The organism is Companilactobacillus kimchiensis, from assembly GCF_001438805.1.
Taxonomy (GTDB): Bacteria; Bacillota; Bacilli; order Lactobacillales; family Lactobacillaceae; genus Companilactobacillus; species Companilactobacillus kimchiensis.
The window spans coordinates 51,356-68,446 of sequence record NZ_JQCF01000013.1 but is presented as its reverse complement, the minus strand read 5'-3'; the positions used below and the strand labels follow the sequence as shown (position 1 = coordinate 68,446).

The following is a 17,091-nucleotide window of genomic DNA, read 5'->3' as shown; positions in this document are numbered from 1 at the left end:
CTTTATCAACTACAGCAGCTTTAATTTTCATGATAATACCTCTTTTTATAATTTCTAAATTAAATCCGAGCCATTAAATCCCTTTTTATCTCTGTCGGTTATTTCCCTAAGAACCTTGCATGAATTACCTACCGCAATAAGCTTGAAATATTATGTTTTACCATGCTACCTGCTCCTATAATCACATTATTTCCTACGTAGTTATTAAATATGATTTTCTTAAAAAAATATCATACAACCTTTTGGCTAACGCCAATAATCGTGTGATATTTTTATTATTGTTATCCAGTAACTGTTGCCATTGATAGGAACTCTGGGTTAGGAATCACATTAAACGATTTTGCTAAATCTCTTAAATCATCATCAGTTATACTTTGAAGAATGTTACCTTGGCTTCTGACTGCAGTATAAATCATACATGCCTTTTCAACTGTCTCGATTAGCCCATAGACCTCATCCATATTATCTCCACAAGCAAATACTCCATGATGTGGCCATACAACGACTCTAAATTCGTTCATTTTATCAGCAGTTTCTTGACCAATTTCATTAGTACCTGGGGTCATATATGGAATAATTCCGACACCTTCTGGAAATACAACTAGTGATTCAGCTTGCATTTTCCATAATAATCGACTAATGCTTGCCTCATCTAGTTTATGAGTAAAAGAAAGTGCGACTAGATTAGTTGGATGACAGTGCATTACAACACGCTGATTATTATCTACTTTTTGACGTGAGATATGTGTCATCAAATGTGCTGGAAATTCACTTGTTGGTTGTCCGCCATCATTAAATCCCCATAAGAGATCAACAGAGTTACCTTCGTCTGTAATACGAACTAATCCCGTGTCCCTCTCTGGATACTTATGTACATTCTTAAAATAACGTCCTGTTCCTGTAACTAAATAATATTGACCGGCTAATGGTGAGGCATCAAATTTAATGGGTATGTTTCTCAATGTCGTATTTAAATCTTCATACTGATCTATTTCTGATTGAGTTAAACGAAGGCTAATATTTCCACCATTTCTTTCGTCCCAACCATGTCTGTACAACTCATTTGTAATTTCATTCATTTTTTTAACAAATTTAGAATCAATAAATTTCATAACAATATTCCTTTCTTCTCGACAAAGAGTCACATGCAATATGATTCCAAATCAATTTGCATCCTATTTGTATTTTGAAATTCAAACATCTTAATTTAAAAAAGCGTCTGTTTTTCTACCACATGATTTATAACCATCAAGTAGTCCCAATCCCTTAAATACAGTTTGTTGATATGCAATTTTGGCATTCCATTCAACAGTTTCAAGAATTCTAGTAGCCTCATGCAAATCAGTACATGTAATTAATACACCATGACTGTTTAATAAGAAGATGTTTTCAATGGCATCGTCACCAATATCAACTAAGTTTTTGTGTACTTCATCTGCTAATTCTTTTGAACAGGCCGGTTGATATGGTAAACATTTGATTTTTTTCAATGTCATTGTATCCGATGTTATTTCAGTTACATTAGGCATATCTTGACCTATAGTTGCCCAGAACATTGATTCCTCAGCATGTGAATGGTAAACACATTTTATTCCAGAATTTGCCTTATATGCTTCAATATGCATATTGATTTCTCTAGTCAAACGACCAACACCATCGATTTGTTTACCTGTTTCTAAATCAACTAATAGAATTTGCGCACCATCAAGTTTTCCATACCATGATTCTGACATCATTGTAGGAGTCATAATAATATAGTCATGATTCTTTTTAATATGAACAACACCATAGTCCATATTCTTTGGAGCTGTAATTTTCACTGAAATATTTCCACCAGCAACATTCGTATTTTTACGATTAAACATTTCTCGACAAATCATTGCTAAATCCCTACGTTCTTGTTCAAATACATATTGTTCAGTCATAATAATTTCTTTCCTCCTCAAATTATTTGCCAGAATTAACTGCTTGTTGTTTTAAATATTCACGTCTACGTACTTCTCTTTTTTCTTTTCTTTCCATATCAAATTTCCCAAAAAGATATTTATTTCCTTTGAAATGTATAATTTCACTAATGACCATTACTACAAATAGTACCCAGATCGTATTGGTCGCCAATGCTTCAATAAATAGCAGGACATCTACAAAAAGTAGAAATGACCAAAATAACTTTTTTGATTTAAAATCTCTTCTCTTTCCCATTAAAAATGCCTCCTGCTATTTAATTAATTTATTCCTTTTTTGATTTACTCCCAAAATCCATCCCATCCAAATCATTCAAATTAATATTGTCAGATGATATTTTCTTACTAGATGAACTGTTTGACTTAGATGAAGCACCAAAGTCCATTCCGTCTAAATCATCTAAATTAATATCTGCAGCATCATTTTTAACTGAATCATTAACATTAATAGCAGCAGTTCCTTGAGTAGCTGTAGCCAACTTATCATAACGTTGACTAGGCAATTTAATTTTGTTTTGATCAATATATAACCATACAAAACCTAATAACCAGAGTACTGACAATCCAATAGCCCACCATTCTCCTGCAAATGCTTTAGCGAAGAATAAACGAAAATCTGGACCTTCAAAGGTTGACCATGATAATTGTTGACCCGCATGAACTTTGACTGTTCCTGTTGTTTTAGCCAAATTAGTAATAATTGGTGCAAAGTAAGTAGCACCGTAGAGAAAAATAGGGGTTGTAATAAATCCTAAAACTAACATACGAAGTAAATTAGCACCTGTTAATAACAATGCAGCAACAACGAATGAAAGATTAATGATACCCGCAAATGGTAATACAGTGTTCCCTGGAAGAATCATGGCAAAAATCAACATAACTGGAACTAAGATAATAACTGTTACCCATAATTCATTACGTCCGGCAAGAATAGGCCAATCAACACCGATATATACTTCACGACCATTAAAGTGTTTCTTCATAAACCCACTCATCGCATCCGCAATAGGTGAAAGAGCTTGCATGAATAACTTTGAAATCATCGGGAACAATGTCATAGCTGTTGCGGCTTGAATAGCCAAGTTAAGTGATTTAGATACTGAATAACCGGCACCAAATCCTAATAGAACACCAATAATGGCACCCATAACGGTATTATCACCGAAAATACCAATTTTCTTTTGTAATGCAGCTGAATCAAATGGCTTATTCATAATTGGAATAAAATCAAGTAATTTATTCAATGGTTGTAAAATAACAGCGAATAATGTTACAAAGTGCGGAACCGTAACTCCTGGCATACCAGTTAGATCCTCAATATGACGTTGCCACATATCCCCCGCTTTTAGTTCAAGTACAATTTGAATTCCAGCAACAATAAATCCATAGAATGCATTATGTGTGAAGTACAAAACAACTACATATGTAAAGATTTTGTTCCATACATTCCACATATCAACATTTAATGTTTTTGTCCAGTTTAATGTCAACATGACAAAATTTATTGCAAGTAATAATGGAAAAAACAGAAAAGCTGATTTGTAGGACCAAGTAATGGCAGCCACTCCTGTCCAACCTGCATCAATTGCATTCAGACTCAAGTGGAATATCTTTGACATGGCTTTGGCAGCTGGTGAAATGGAATCCATCATGTAATTAACAACTAATGTCATTCCACTGAAGGCGACACCCAATGTTAAGGCAGCCAATACTGACTTTTTAAGCTTTAATCCTGCACCAGTTGCTAGGATAAACATAATTAATGGAACAAAAACTGGTGCACCAAGATTTAATACATAATTAACAACCGTCTTTAGAACATCCATAACGAAATCTCCCCTCTTACTGTTAACTAATTATTTTTTATGCTGAAAGACCTTTTAGTCCTGAAATAATTTCCTTATAAGAAACCTCTGGATTTTGACCTGTAAAAATAGGTAATCCATTAACTGATGTAATATTATTTTCATCAACGATGGTTTGAATCTGTTCACTTGGACGAGCAATCCAAACATAAATATCATAACTTGCTAAAATATCTGGTAACTTTTTAAAATCGGTAGCCTCAACATCGACACCAGTAATACCATGATCTTCAAAGAAATCTGAAATATGTTTTACTACCAATTCGCTTGATGCAACTCCGCTTCCACATGCTACGATGATTTTTGCCATAATAATTATTCTCCTAACTAATTTATTCATTAAATTTTTTTTCAATATATTGAAACATTTCTGATTCATCTGTAATACTCTCAAAATCATCAACAAAATCTTTATCTTGAATCAATGCCATGAATTTTTGCAATAAAGTTAATTGATCATCCGAATGCTGAATTCCAAGGAAAAAGAATGTTTTTGTTTCTTCTTTCGTGTTATAACCCATTTGTAATAGTTCAATTAGATTCTTTGTTGTTACAATGGCTACAAATGGTTTGTTAATATTTTCAGGATTTGCATGAGGTAATGCTATGGAAATATGCTCACTTACAACCCCCGTTGGAAACTCATCTTCACGTTTATTTAATGCTGATTCATAAGTATCCTTTACATAACCTAATTTCATTAATTTTTCTGCGATTTGCTTGTATAAATTTTTGCGATCTTTAGCATCAATATTTAGAAAAACTAATTCAGGTTGTAACATTTCTTTATAGTTCATTTTTATCCTCCATAATTCATTTTGTGACAGCGGTTATCTTGATAATAAAAATATTAATGTTTAAATTATAATTAATGATCACTAAAATTTACGTATATTTTCTTATAATTGATTAATACCTTTATCAATATCATTATTTCTTTATTACCCTGTCTTCAGTTCAAAGTATATTAAAGCGCTTACATTCTTTAAAGTGAATTCACTATATTCTGAAAATCATTCATCAAAAGGAAGACCATTTATTCATTCATTGAACATTACAAATAACAAATACCATTGTAAGAAGGGATTATTCATGAACAAAGATGAACGAATTTCTAATATTCTAAATATTTTAGATGCACATCAAAAAATAAGTATCAAAAGATTATCCGAATTAATTGATGAAAGTACCTCAACATTAAGAAGAGATTTAATAGTCCTAGAGGATTCAGGAAAGATCCAAAGAACTTTCGGAATGGTCACTTTAGTACCAAATTCTAATATAGAATTCAGTTCCCCATACAGATTGAATGAACAAACTGCTGGAAAAAAAATAATGTGTCGTTTGCTTGCCAAACGAATAACAGATAATCAAGCAATGTACATAGATCCTAGTACAACATTATCTTTTTTACCGCCATTCTTAACACACCATCATAATCTAAATATAATCACTGATAATTTAAGAGTTGCTGTCGCAACAAGTAGAATGTCCAATTTACATGTTTTTATTACTGGTGGAGAACTCAAACCGAATTCTGATTCAATAGTCGGAAGCCATGCAATTCAAGATTTAGCAATGTTTAGACCTCAATTGGCTATCATGTCTTGTAGCACTCTTGATATGCATGGAGCCTATATGGCTGACATCGAGCAAGCAAATATCAAGCGACAAATGATTGCAAACGCCAGAGAAAGTATCCTAGTCGCTGATCATACAAAATTTAAAAATAACAACTCCGATTACGTTCAATTGGCTTCATTTCCTGCATGGTCAACTCTAATAACAGACAGAAAACCACCAATTGAATTCTTAGTTCGATTACGAAGGTTAAAAGTAAACATAATTTATCCTAAAATATAAACAGTGTTTTCATTGATATATTTATGCTTTACCAATGACGTTATAACAAAATTAAACATCCATATTACAAACTAAAAACAATTAATTTTTATGCTTGCTATAAAACCAGTTCGATAGGTTACCATGGTTTTGAAATCAAGAAGGGAAAGTGAAAATCATGTTCGCATACATTGAAATAATTAAAGGTAATGAATCAGTTTCATATGGCTATTCTAATTTCTCATTCTCAAATGGAATTTTAACCATCAAACCACTTGATGGAATGCTTCACTCCTCAACTGAAAAAATTGAAGTTTCTAAAATCGCTAATATAAAAGAGAGCATGTATTATAGTTGGAATAGAATTCAATTTGACTATAACAATAATCAATATGCATTTTTATACAGTGGTTTTGGAGAATACGACTACCTAAAGAAAAATTTAATGACTGAAATTATGGCTTAATTGAATTAGACAGTAATCTTTCAAACTGTGATCGCATTTAAAACAAAAAAAGATTCGACGAGTGAAATGGTAACTTCACTCATCGGATCTTTTTTGTTTATGGGATTTTAATTTTTAACAGCTGCTTTCTCAGAGATCTTAATGGTTCCATCAACTAAGTCAGCCTTCAAATCTTTCACTTCAATATGATCAAGATAAAATTCAGCAACCTTATCTCTAATTTGTTGTTCGATCACTCGACGTAATGGTCTAGCTCCCATCGCTTCATCATAACCTTCATCAATCAACCATTCTTTGGCTTCTAGAGTAATCTCCAAGGTAATATCCTTCTTAGCTAAATTACGGTTAACATCATCGATCATCAAGTCAACGATTTGATTCAAATCAACTTTAGATAGATGAGTAAATTCAACGATTCCGTTAAATCTATTCAAAAATTCTGGACTGAAGTATGGTGCTAATTTATCCATTAGTTTTTCATCCTTGCTGCCCTTAGTGCTGAAACCAGCATTGGAAGTAGCAATAATGATCGTGTTCTTGAAATCAACTACGTTACCTTGACCGTCAGTCAAACGACCGTCATCCATTACTTGTAATAATAAAGTCAAAACTTGAGGATTGGCCTTTTCGATTTCATCAAGTAAAACGATGGAATAAGGATTCCGACGTACTTTTTCAGTCAAAGTATTGCCGTTGTCTTCATAACCAACATAACCAGCTGAAGTACCGATCAACTTAGATACGGCAGTTAAATCAGAGTATTCACTCATATCCAAACGGACAATGGCGCTCTTGCTTCCGAACATATCACTGGCCAATTGTTTGACTAATTCAGTCTTACCAACACCAGTAGGTCCTACGAATAGGAAACTACCGATTGGACGATTGCCCTCATCAAACCCTGCCCGATTCCGACGGATGGCTCTTACAACCATGTCAACAGCTTCATCTTGACCAATAACTTTGTTCTTTAGACGTTTGCCCATGTCCTTTAATCTCTCAATATCACTGGCGCCCATTTGCGAAACCGGTACACCAGTCAATCTTTGAACTGAATCCGCAATATCGTTAACTTTAGCAACTGGTTCATCAGTTGATGCATCGCCATTATTTAGTTTGGTTTGAATATCTTCGATATTTTTCTTTAAACTGGCTGCCTTTTCATAATCTTCTTTTGAAGCAGCAATATCTTTATCTTTTTCAGCTTGCCTGAGATCCTTTTCCAAACTAACTTTATCGGTAATTGGATTCTTCGCAGCTAAGTGTGCTGCTGTCATATCAATTAGGTCAATTGCTTTGTCAGGTAAAGATCTTTGAGGAATGTATTGAACCGAATAATCAACGGCAGCCTTCAAAACATTATCTGGTAATTTGACGTGGTGGTGATTCTCATAAGCACTACGTAATCCCTTCAAAATCGCTACTGTTGATTCTTTGCTTGGTTCATTGATTGTTACATCATTAAATCTTCTAGCTAAAGCGGCATCTTTCATAATCGTGTTGCGATACTCATCTTGAGTAGTGGCACCAATAATTGAAATCTCGCCGCGGCTTAAGGCTGGTTTGATAATATCAGCTAAACCCTTACTACCAGAATCTGAACCAGATGATCCAGCTCCGATAATTTGGTGAATTTCGTCAAAGAATAAGACAACATTTCCAGCCTTCTTAACTTCTTTGAGTAAATTTTGAATATTTTCTTCAAATGAACCACGGTATTGTGTCCCCGCCTCAAGTGCAGATAAATCGATTGAAACAATTTGTTTATCTTTGATTGCTTCCGGTACATTGCCCTTAACGATTGCTTGAGCTAAACCTTCAACAACTGCGGTCTTACCAACTCCGGCATCACCTACCAGAATTGGATTGTTCTTAGTTCTACGGCTCAAAACTTCCGCTGTTTCTTGAATCTCTTTATCACGGCCGATAACTGGATCAAGCAGACCAGCTTTAGCCTCTTGAGTTAAATTACGACCAAGTTTTTCTAAAATGGTACTCTCTTTTTGTTTAGGACTTTCACTAACTGGAATATTACTTCCTGCAGTTCTAGCCTCTTGATATTTTGCTAATTCTTCTGGAGTCAATTCTCGACCATTCACATAATACTTTGCCTGTGAATCACCGTTTTGCTGACTCATTAATCTTTTAAATATTTCGTCCATGTTGTTGTCGTTAAATGGATCGTCGTCCCAAAATGATCTTGCCATATAAAAAGCCTCCTCACTTTAAGTAATGCAACTCCAATTCACGCAGAACTTTCCACATTTCGGTATCCTGCGCTTTGGCAATTGCCTCTATATCGCGCAAATTCATCGATGTGGCGGAAGTTTGTTTCTTATTGAAAGATTTATGCAGAGTCGTATAACCATACCCGCTTTTCTTTGCTATTACATATATCGTTAAATCGTTGTCATCTAAGTATGATTTGATATCTATCCACATCTTTCCTACCTCCACAGTGAATAGTATAGCACGTTTGTGACATAGCACAAGTGTGAAGTACCACAAATGTGACATAATTTTAAAAAGGGTAAGAAATTCCTTATATATCAATAATTTGGTAAAATAATATTAATGTGAGGTGATCAAATGAGGGAATTATTGAGTAATCTAAACCGATTGAATCATATTTATGATCAACTCGATCTGCTCGACTTTCGGGCACATCAGAACTTCCCATTAACATTTAACAAAGAGGACAGTAAAAAACTACTACCTCAAAATAAGCGACTTTATTTTAGTTATGCTTATTTAAACAAAGAAAAAACGCGTCTTACCAATTTGGTCTTGAACCAAATAATTGATTTACGTGCAGAACAGTTTTCCAAAGACACGACAATACATCCCCAACTAATTGATAAAGCTTTGAAATTAAAAAATCTCGATCAAACTCATCATGAAACCAATTTTAATGTCCCTTCAAGAAACCGTAAAATTAATAAACTCAAACAATTAATCTCAATGATTGAAGATGAACAGATCAATCCTTGTCGCGGATATTTGAATCAAATTTACGTTATTTTATTACTGAATGACCTTTTACCATTGAAATTACGTGACGAACCATATCAGGCTGGTGAATTGTTACATGATGTTGATTTCCGAACTAAATTATTGCAGTTCGATTATGATCGTTACCTTTATCAAGAATTCAGACCAGAAAATTATCTAAAGTTTTTAATTTACAGTCGCATCCAGCGAATTCCAGATTATATCAGATCATATGACGTTCGTGACATCTTCCCAGAAGCCTCTGAATGTGGATTTTCTAGTATTGCTTATGAAATATCGATTGATGGTATCAAAGAGTGTTATGTGACTTTTAAGGGTACTGAAGCCAATGTAGATCAATCGATTCGTTCTCGAAGTAAGCGATTTGAAAAATCTATTCTTGAAAATTATAAAGATTGGGATTACAACGTTAATTCTATTTTGATTGGCAGCACTAAAGAAAATCGTCAATTAATAGTTGCACAAGATTTCTTACGTTACCTAAACGAACATATTGCCTCACAATCATTAGTCTATGGCATCGGTCATTCCCTAGGCGGCCATTTTGTACAAACTTTGCAATTAATGGATAATAGTTTTGATGCTGGTTATACCTTAAATTCTGCACCGATAAATTTAAAACTTATCCACCATGTCAAACCAGATCTATTCAGTGAGGATGTTTGGAAGAAATTATTTGAGCTAACCAATGACACTGATGGAACTAAATTTATTACTCCCACCTTGAACAGTGAGATCAAAAAACAGTTACCTCGTGATTACCCAGAAATTATTAACGAATGTTTTGAACAAGATATGACCCAAGTATTTTATGAGTTACCATTTACCATTTGGATCGGTCAAAAATGGGAATATAATCTCAGCAATTGGAAATATCCTTTCAAGAATCATCCTCGCGCTTACCTTAGCAGTGGTGAAATCCACGCTTACCAACACTTTTTTGAGGAACTATTCGCCTATTTATCAAGTTCCGATAACAGTCGTCAGGTCGTTCGCAATAGTTTAGGATTCATTGGTGCTCGGACTAAAGTGTTACGTAACACGATTGGTGAGCAGGAAACTGCCAAGTATTTCTTTGACTATTCTAATTATCTTTATCAATCAGGACTATTTATGGATCAACCACAAATGGTCAGTAAAAAATTTATTCATCAAAATAATTCTATCTTCAAAGGTTCGTTACGCGAATGGCCATTCTTACGAAGCCTGAACCCTGATATGTTCAGCTTAGCCACCTATTTCCACGTTATAGATGGTGCTAAACATTTTCTCAATCGTACACCACATAAATTATAAAGATTATAATTTAATTAAAATTATCCTTGCTATTTAATTTTTTGATGTCTATAATACGAACCAACAAAACGTTGAAGAAAAAAGTAAAAATCTCAAGTACGATTAGTGAGTCATGTTCAGTGCAAAGTGACCGTCGCGAGAATTTCGAAAATCATTTCTGAGTTCGATGCCGAAATGTAGGTTATCGTGGCTGCCACCATTATTAGGCTAGCGGATTATTTGTCCGTTAATTGAGTGAGTATTTTTTGAATACCCATAAAAGGTGGTACCGTTCTATTTGAGCCCTTTTCCTTAGCTGGAAAAGGGCTCTTTTTTTATCTTGAGAGAGCGAAATAGTGGCGGTCAGCTCATTTGAACGATAAAGCTGACAACAAAAAAATGATAACGAGGATCAACAGGTTTTCTCGAATAAAACGGCAGATTTTAATTTTCAACAAACGTTTTTCAAAAATAAAGGAGATGGTTAAAAATGGATTCTGACATTAGTAATATTAGTGGCACTAACGATATAACTCAGATTAGAAACAACATTTTTAGGAGGATTATTTATGAGAAACGATTACGATTTATCAGGAGAAAAAACAAATAAAAGTAAATTTTCACATTTATTGATTGTCAGTTCTTTAATTTTTGGAATGTTCTTTGGTTCAGGTAACTTAATTTTTCCAGTTCATTTGGGACAACTTGCTGGTAATAATTGGGTATCAGCCGCTTTCGGATTTGCAATTTCTGGTTCCCTCTTTCCACTGCTTGCCATCTTGGCCGTTGTGGTTACTAAGAGTGATGGCTTATACGATCTTGCTCGTCCAGTTGGTAAATTTCATGCCGCACTTTTTCTAGTATTGGTCCACTTAACTATCGGACCATTCTTCGGTACTCCTCGTACTGCTGCTATGGCTTACGAAATGGCAGCTAAACCATTCTTACCTGCCAAATTTGATACTATTGGAATGTTTCTTTTCACGGCTTTATTCTTTACTTTGGCCTACACACTAACAGTGCATCAAAATAAATTACTAAAATATGTTGGTAAATATCTCAACACTATCTTCTTAGTTTTACTGGCAATCATTTTTGTAGTTGCTTTCCTGCATCCCATGGGTGGATTGAACCATATGCCAACTCAAGCCTATCAAACTAATTCAACAGTCAGTGGTTTGCTTGAAGGTTACAACACTATCGATGCTGTAGCATTATTAGCTTTAAGCGTTACCTTTGTTCATGCGGCCAAGGATCTTGGTTACAAAGACCGGGAATTGTCAGGTTTGACCGCCAAAGCTGGTTCCCTAAGTATCGGTTTGGAAGTTCTCGTATACTTTGGCTTAGTACTCTTAGGTGCTTTCAGTTTGAACAAAATGAATCCCTCCGCTAACGGTGGCGATGCCTTATCATCAATCGTTAATTATTACTTTGGTAATTTTGGAGCTGCTTTCTTAGGTGTTTTAGTTACCTTAGGTGTCTTCACGACCGCAATGGGATTGGTTGCTTCATTCTCACAAGATTTCCACAAATTATTCCCTAAAGTCAGTTACCTAGCTTGGTTGAGAACTACGACCGTTTTATCATTTGTTGTCGCTAATGCCGGGCTTGATAACATCATCGCTTGGTCATTGCCAGTCTTAATGCTACTTTATCCACTTTCATTAGCTTTGATCTTAACTTCTCTAACGGTTCATTCAAAACCTTATGCTGGAGTCGTTTACAAAATGACTATTGCTTTTACTGTTTTACCTGCTATTTTTGACATGTTAAATGCTTCACCTGCCGCCGTAACCAACCTAACATTTGTCAAAACTACTTTAGCCGCTTATCACCAATATGTACCATTTGCCAGTCTAGGCCTCGGTTGGATCGTACCTACTTTGGTCGGTTTCTTCTTAGGATTATTACTAAGTAAACTCGGTATCTTTGCAAATGAATCCGCTGAAGTTGAAAGTCGAGATTAATTATGAATTATCAAATAACTAAAACTGATCAGAATTATAACTTTGATGCTGTCAGAACAGTTTATTATCAAACCTGGAACTATTCATATCGTGGCTTAGTTCCTCAGGTTTTCCTTGATAATATCGACCCCAAAACCACTTGGCACCCCGAAACTAGATGGGACAATACTTTAATTGCTGTCACATCGGATGGACAAACTATTGGAGTTTGCACATATGGACCAGCCCGCCGGAAAAAATATGCCGGTTTTGGCGAGATTTATTCACTCTATGTATTACCTAAGTGGCACCATCAAGGAATTGGTCAAAAACTTTTCCAAGCAGCTTTAGATATTCTCCAACAACACTTTACTGATATTTATTTAATCGTTTTGAAGGCCAATCTGGCTGCTCAGGCATTTTATGAACTATTTGGTTTCACTGCCACAACCGATTTACTCGCTGATCAAACAAGTTACGGAATTTTACATGAAGTTGTTTATATTAAGAAATAATAAAAAGAGCTAACAATCACTTTCTGACTGTTAGCTCTTTTACTACACCTCACTCACATCATCGGCAGCTACAAATTCATTTGTGGATACACGATAATAAGTTTTACCATCAAACTCAACTGTCCGATCAAATTTCCAATCAGTTCCAGGAGCTAAACCACGATTAGAAGGTTCACTATGAGCATTAATTAATTTTTTATACGGTGTATCCCTTTTCGTCCGTACTACACCGTCTTTGATTGTATATTCATAAGCGTCATTTACCTTGATCCATTCAGAACTAGATACACGATAATACTTAACACCTCTAAGTGTCATGATTTTATCACTGTACCACCCAGAATCAGCTGCCAATTGACGATCAGTCAGTCTATGACCATGATAATCAAACAAATCGACTGCTGATCTATTAGCGTAAGTACTAACATTTTGAATTGAATTCTCAACAGTTCTATCAACAGTTGAACCACCACCGTTGCCACCACCAGAACCATCTCCGCCGCCGGTATCACCACCATTGTCGTCTTCGTCTTCATCATCTTTATAGACGAAATCTTTTTCCTGCGGATCCTGCGTATATTTACCAGTTAGGTCCTTTGGCGAAATCAAACTATAACCTTCGATTTTAGAATGATCAGTCAGATCATACTCATCACCAATTTTATCTCCAGGTATTGTTTGAGAATCTCTTAATTCATTCCCACTTTCATCAACATAATTAATTTTAACAGTTGGATTATCTTGAAAATCAGCAATCCGATAATTCAGAAGATCGTATCTGAATAATAAACCTTCATTTTTATCGCCGGTATAACTGGTTTCAACATAAGAAATCGGATCATTTCCGCTAACATAAATCATTCCATAGTATCCATAGGTGACATAATTAGCCCCTGTTTGCAATGAAACTGGATCATATTTATATTCACTATCACCAAGATTTACTAAAGTCCGACTACGTTTATTATCTGATCTAATCGTTGTATCATACTTATCATTTAAATTAGTCCCCTCAATATCGTAAACTGGTTTTGCCTTAATAGTATTAACATCGTGATCGACAATGTTAACTGTATCGCGATCAATATAAGAATTTCCTGTACCAATTAACCAACCATTGATTTCAGTATTAAGTCCTTTCAATGGTCTGAAATCCGTTATATTATCAAAGGCAAGTCCAATATATTTAAATTTATCCACATTATTGTTATACATATCAGTCAACCAGGGACCCAAAGCAGCCAACTGTTCATTTTGCAATCCAGTAAAGGTTCTCTGATAAGTTCCTCTACCAAATAAACTAACACTATACATTTTATCGGTTGGAATCTTAGTCAAAGCCGCTACATCTGTATCGATAAAATCACCATACATCTTAAACTCCGAAAAATGAATTCCCTCAAAATCGGAGAACTCAGTCACCTTGTTACCAAAATCTGAACCAAAGATAAAATCCGTCGTTCTTGGTAAATACTTAAAATACTCCATCCCAGCATAATTATTAACTGGATTATCAGAAGTACCCGCAGAAATATTTAAGGTGGTCTTTCTATTTCTGATATCACCAACAGTAACTTCATCTTTAACACCCAGGGCAGTTTTTACGGCACTATCCAATGTAGCATCAGGAAAATCAACTACAGTTGCATCTGGAATATCCTCCGGATCTTCATTCGATGGTTTACCAATTGGCCCAGTTTTAACAGTCTTTTTTGTTGGTATCTTCATTCCTGGCTCAAGTTCAATAGGTAAATTACTTGGTTTTTCAAAGTCTTCTAACGATAATTGTCCAGATTGTTTATTTTCAACACGTGGGGCAGCGTCAACCGTAATCATTGATTGACTTACTCCTAAGAACATAGTCGCTGAAAATAATGAAATACTTAATATTTTGATTATTTTTTTAACACGATTTTTACTCATGATTGTGCCTCACTTTTCTAAAATATAATTACTATTTTCAACGTAATTATATAATATAAAGCGTTTTCATTAGATCCATAAATTAAGTGTTTTTATTATCTAAAATGATTTTTATTATATTACATCTGACTTAGGATAAAAAAAACTCCCTACATAATTAAATGTAAGGAGTTTTACTTTATTTATTAATAATTATAGTCTCTTGTTTAATTCTTTACCAAGTTCTTCATAACCAGGACGACCTAGCAAACCGAACATGTTCTTCTTGTAAGCTTCAACACCAGGTTGGTTGAATGGGTTGATACCATTCAAGTAACCTGAAATACCAACAGCAATTTCGAAGAAGTACATCAAGTAACCCAAGTTAAAGGCATTTTGTTCTTCAATATGAACTGACATAACAGGAACGCCACCATCGGTATGAGCTAAGACAACACCTTCATAAGCTTTCTTGTTAACAAAGTCCATTGACTTGTTTTCAAGATATTCCAAACCGTCAAGGTTACCCTTTTCAGCAGGGATCTTAACATCATGTCTAGGCTTGTCGATTAAGACAACAGTTTCCATAAGGTTACGACGGCCTTCTTGGATATATTGACCTAATGAGTGCAAGTCAGTTGAGAAGTTAGCTGATGATGGGTAGATACCCTTTTGGTCTTTACCTTCAGATTCACCCATCAATTGCTTCCACCATTCACCAAAGTATTGAACGTTTGGTTCGTAGTTTTCAAGCAATTCTGTTGTATAACCCTTACGATACAAGATGTTTCTCAAAGCAGCATACTTGTAAGCATCGTTCTTTGTAAGGTCAGCTGATGAATAGTCGGTACGTGCAGCAGCAGCACCTTCCATCAACTTGTCAATGTCAGCACCAGCAACGGCGATTGGCAACAAACCAACGGCTGTAAGAACTGAGAAACGACCACCAATGTCATCAGGAACAACGAATTCTTCGTAGCCTTCAGCATCAGATTCTACTTTAAGAGCACCCTTAGCACGGTCAGTAGTAGCGTAGATACGACCCTTGGCAGCTTCGGCACCATATTTTTCGATCAATTTAGCCTTTAGAATTCTGAAAGCAATTGAAGGTTCTGTTGTTGTACCAGATTTTGAAATAATGTTGATACTGAAGTCACGGTCACCGATAACTTCTAGTAAATCAGCAATGTAATTTGGAGAAATTGAGTTACCACAGAAGTAAACTTCTGGAACATCCTTGTCATTTTTAACGTTGTAGAATGATGAGCTCAAAAAGTCGATAGCTGCACGTGCACCTAAGTATGATCCACCAATACCAATTCCGATAAATACTTCTGAATCAGATTGGATCTTTTTAGCAGCTTTCTTAATGCGAGCGAATTCATCCTTGTCATAATCAACAGGCAAGTCGATGAAACCACGGAAGTCAGCACCGGCACCGGTACCCTTACGTAATTCGTCATCAGCAGCTGTAACAAGTGCTTGCATTTCGCCAAGTTCATTATCTTGAATGAACTTGCCTAATTTTGAATCATCAAATTTAATTTGTGTCATTTTCTCTCCTCCATATATATCGTCAAAACTAGATTAATCATTTTCGAAGAAAATTTCAAATTTTTATTCGCATTTTTATCCATTTTCCAACAAAATATAACAAATATCCTACCGCAGCGCCAAGAGTATTAAAAATCACATCATCTATATCGGTTACACCGGTATTTAAAACAAATTGCATTGTTTCAATCGAAGTTGAGATCAAGGCTCCAATCAGGACGACTCTAAGGAAACCTAAGTGTCGTTTGGTCAATGCCGGAATAAATACTCCCATTGGTACGAACCACACAATATTACCATATAAATTATAAATAAAGTCGACTAAAGACTGACCTTTTGTTAATTTAAATGTTTCTACCAGTGGAATTATATTAATTTGTGACAACGGGCGATGGAAATAAAATTTGAATTGCCATATGAAATAGCCATCCCGAAAAACTGTTAAAGCAAAAAGTAGGAAAACATAGAAAACAAATACGGTCAGCCAAAATTCATGACCGAAATGAAATTCTTTTTTCTTAACCCTTATCCAAATATATCTTAAAACAATAAAAAATAAGGTATACAAGATTGCTTTATCTACAGCATAAAAAGAAAGCCTAATCAATGGAAAATGATTAATTTTCATTGCATATGTTTTGTATATGTAATCGTATAAAGGTCCTAAAAATATCATTTTGCTCATTCTTTCCCACTTTTCACCTATAACGTATTATACTAACAATTAAGTAATTTATTTAGCCTTTAAAT

Annotated in this window: 16 protein-coding genes; 5 read left to right on the top strand and 11 right to left on the bottom strand. The window is 34.8% G+C overall.

Going from position 1 to position 17,091, the window contains the following annotated elements; all coding sequences use genetic code 11:
• Positions 1–281: 281 nt before the first annotated feature.
• The 6 genes from rhaD to IV57_RS07860 all read right to left on the bottom strand — a co-directional run bounded on the left by rhaD (position 282) and on the right by IV57_RS07860 (position 4,626).
• On the bottom strand, positions 282–1,112 hold the full coding sequence (gene rhaD, locus IV57_RS07885; RefSeq protein ID WP_057880972.1) for a rhamnulose-1-phosphate aldolase: 831 nt from the start codon (positions 1,110–1,112) through the stop codon (positions 282–284).
• A gap of 90 nt (positions 1,113–1,202) precedes the next feature.
• Positions 1,203–1,925, bottom strand: coding sequence for a class II aldolase/adducin family protein (locus IV57_RS07880; RefSeq protein WP_057880971.1), 723 nt, complete (start codon positions 1,923–1,925; stop codon positions 1,203–1,205).
• Positions 1,926–1,947: 22 nt separating this feature from the next.
• Positions 1,948–2,202 carry a hypothetical protein gene (locus IV57_RS07875; RefSeq protein WP_057880970.1) on the bottom strand — a complete coding sequence of 85 codons (255 nt, stop codon included), beginning with the start codon at positions 2,200–2,202 and terminating at the stop codon, positions 1,948–1,950.
• A 28-nt stretch (positions 2,203–2,230) separates the two neighbouring features.
• Positions 2,231–3,790, bottom strand: coding sequence for a PTS galactitol transporter subunit IIC (locus IV57_RS07870; protein ID WP_057880969.1), 1,560 nt, complete (start codon positions 3,788–3,790; stop codon positions 2,231–2,233).
• Positions 3,791–3,827: 37 nt separating this feature from the next.
• Entirely contained in the window at positions 3,828–4,139 is a 312-nt protein-coding gene (locus IV57_RS07865; protein WP_057880968.1) for a PTS sugar transporter subunit IIB, read from the bottom strand.
• Between the two features lie 22 nt (positions 4,140–4,161).
• Entirely contained in the window at positions 4,162–4,626 is a 465-nt protein-coding gene (locus IV57_RS07860) for a PTS sugar transporter subunit IIA (protein ID WP_057880967.1), read from the bottom strand.
• Positions 4,627–4,921: 295 nt separating this feature from the next.
• Here IV57_RS07860 and IV57_RS07855 point away from each other — a divergent pair, with 295 nt between their 5' ends.
• Positions 4,922–5,692 (top strand): DeoR/GlpR family DNA-binding transcription regulator, encoded by a 771-nt coding sequence (locus tag IV57_RS07855; RefSeq protein ID WP_057880966.1) that lies wholly within the window; start codon positions 4,922–4,924, stop codon positions 5,690–5,692.
• 157 nt (positions 5,693–5,849) lie between these two features.
• Positions 5,850–6,137: a hypothetical protein gene (locus IV57_RS07850; RefSeq protein WP_057880965.1), complete on the top strand. Its 288-nt coding sequence runs from the start codon at positions 5,850–5,852 to the stop codon at positions 6,135–6,137.
• 107 nt (positions 6,138–6,244) lie between these two features.
• On the opposite strand, the gene IV57_RS07845 is transcribed toward IV57_RS07850, so the two are convergent.
• Positions 6,245–8,344 carry an AAA family ATPase gene (locus IV57_RS07845; RefSeq protein WP_057880964.1) on the bottom strand — a complete coding sequence of 700 codons (2,100 nt, stop codon included), beginning with the start codon at positions 8,342–8,344 and terminating at the stop codon, positions 6,245–6,247.
• A 13-nt stretch (positions 8,345–8,357) separates the two neighbouring features.
• Positions 8,358–8,579, bottom strand: a complete 222-nt coding sequence (locus tag IV57_RS07840) for a hypothetical protein (protein ID WP_057880963.1) — start codon at positions 8,577–8,579, stop codon at positions 8,358–8,360.
• A 147-nt stretch (positions 8,580–8,726) separates the two neighbouring features.
• Here IV57_RS07840 and IV57_RS07835 point away from each other — a divergent pair, with 147 nt between their 5' ends.
• From IV57_RS07835 to IV57_RS07825, 3 genes are all read left to right on the top strand, one after another.
• Positions 8,727–10,445, top strand: coding sequence for a DUF6792 domain-containing protein (locus tag IV57_RS07835; protein WP_057880962.1), 1,719 nt, complete (start codon positions 8,727–8,729; stop codon positions 10,443–10,445).
• Positions 10,446–10,993: 548 nt separating this feature from the next.
• Positions 10,994–12,391: a branched-chain amino acid transport system II carrier protein gene (gene brnQ / locus IV57_RS07830; protein ID WP_057880961.1), complete on the top strand. Its 1,398-nt coding sequence runs from the start codon at positions 10,994–10,996 to the stop codon at positions 12,389–12,391.
• Between the two features lie 2 nt (positions 12,392–12,393).
• A complete protein-coding gene (locus IV57_RS07825) occupies positions 12,394–12,885 on the top strand; it encodes a GNAT family N-acetyltransferase (RefSeq protein WP_057880960.1) in 492 nt (163 codons plus the stop codon).
• 42 nt (positions 12,886–12,927) lie between these two features.
• On the opposite strand, the gene IV57_RS07820 is transcribed toward IV57_RS07825, so the two are convergent.
• From IV57_RS07820 to IV57_RS07810, 3 genes are all read right to left on the bottom strand, one after another.
• A complete protein-coding gene (locus tag IV57_RS07820) occupies positions 12,928–14,808 on the bottom strand; it encodes a MucBP domain-containing protein (RefSeq protein ID WP_057880959.1) in 1,881 nt (626 codons plus the stop codon).
• 192 nt (positions 14,809–15,000) lie between these two features.
• Positions 15,001–16,341, bottom strand: a complete 1,341-nt coding sequence (locus IV57_RS07815; RefSeq protein WP_057880958.1) for a glucose-6-phosphate isomerase — start codon at positions 16,339–16,341, stop codon at positions 15,001–15,003.
• A gap of 55 nt (positions 16,342–16,396) precedes the next feature.
• Positions 16,397–17,017, bottom strand: coding sequence for a VanZ family protein (locus tag IV57_RS07810; RefSeq protein ID WP_057880976.1), 621 nt, complete (start codon positions 17,015–17,017; stop codon positions 16,397–16,399).
• Positions 17,018–17,091: the final 74 nt, after the last annotated feature.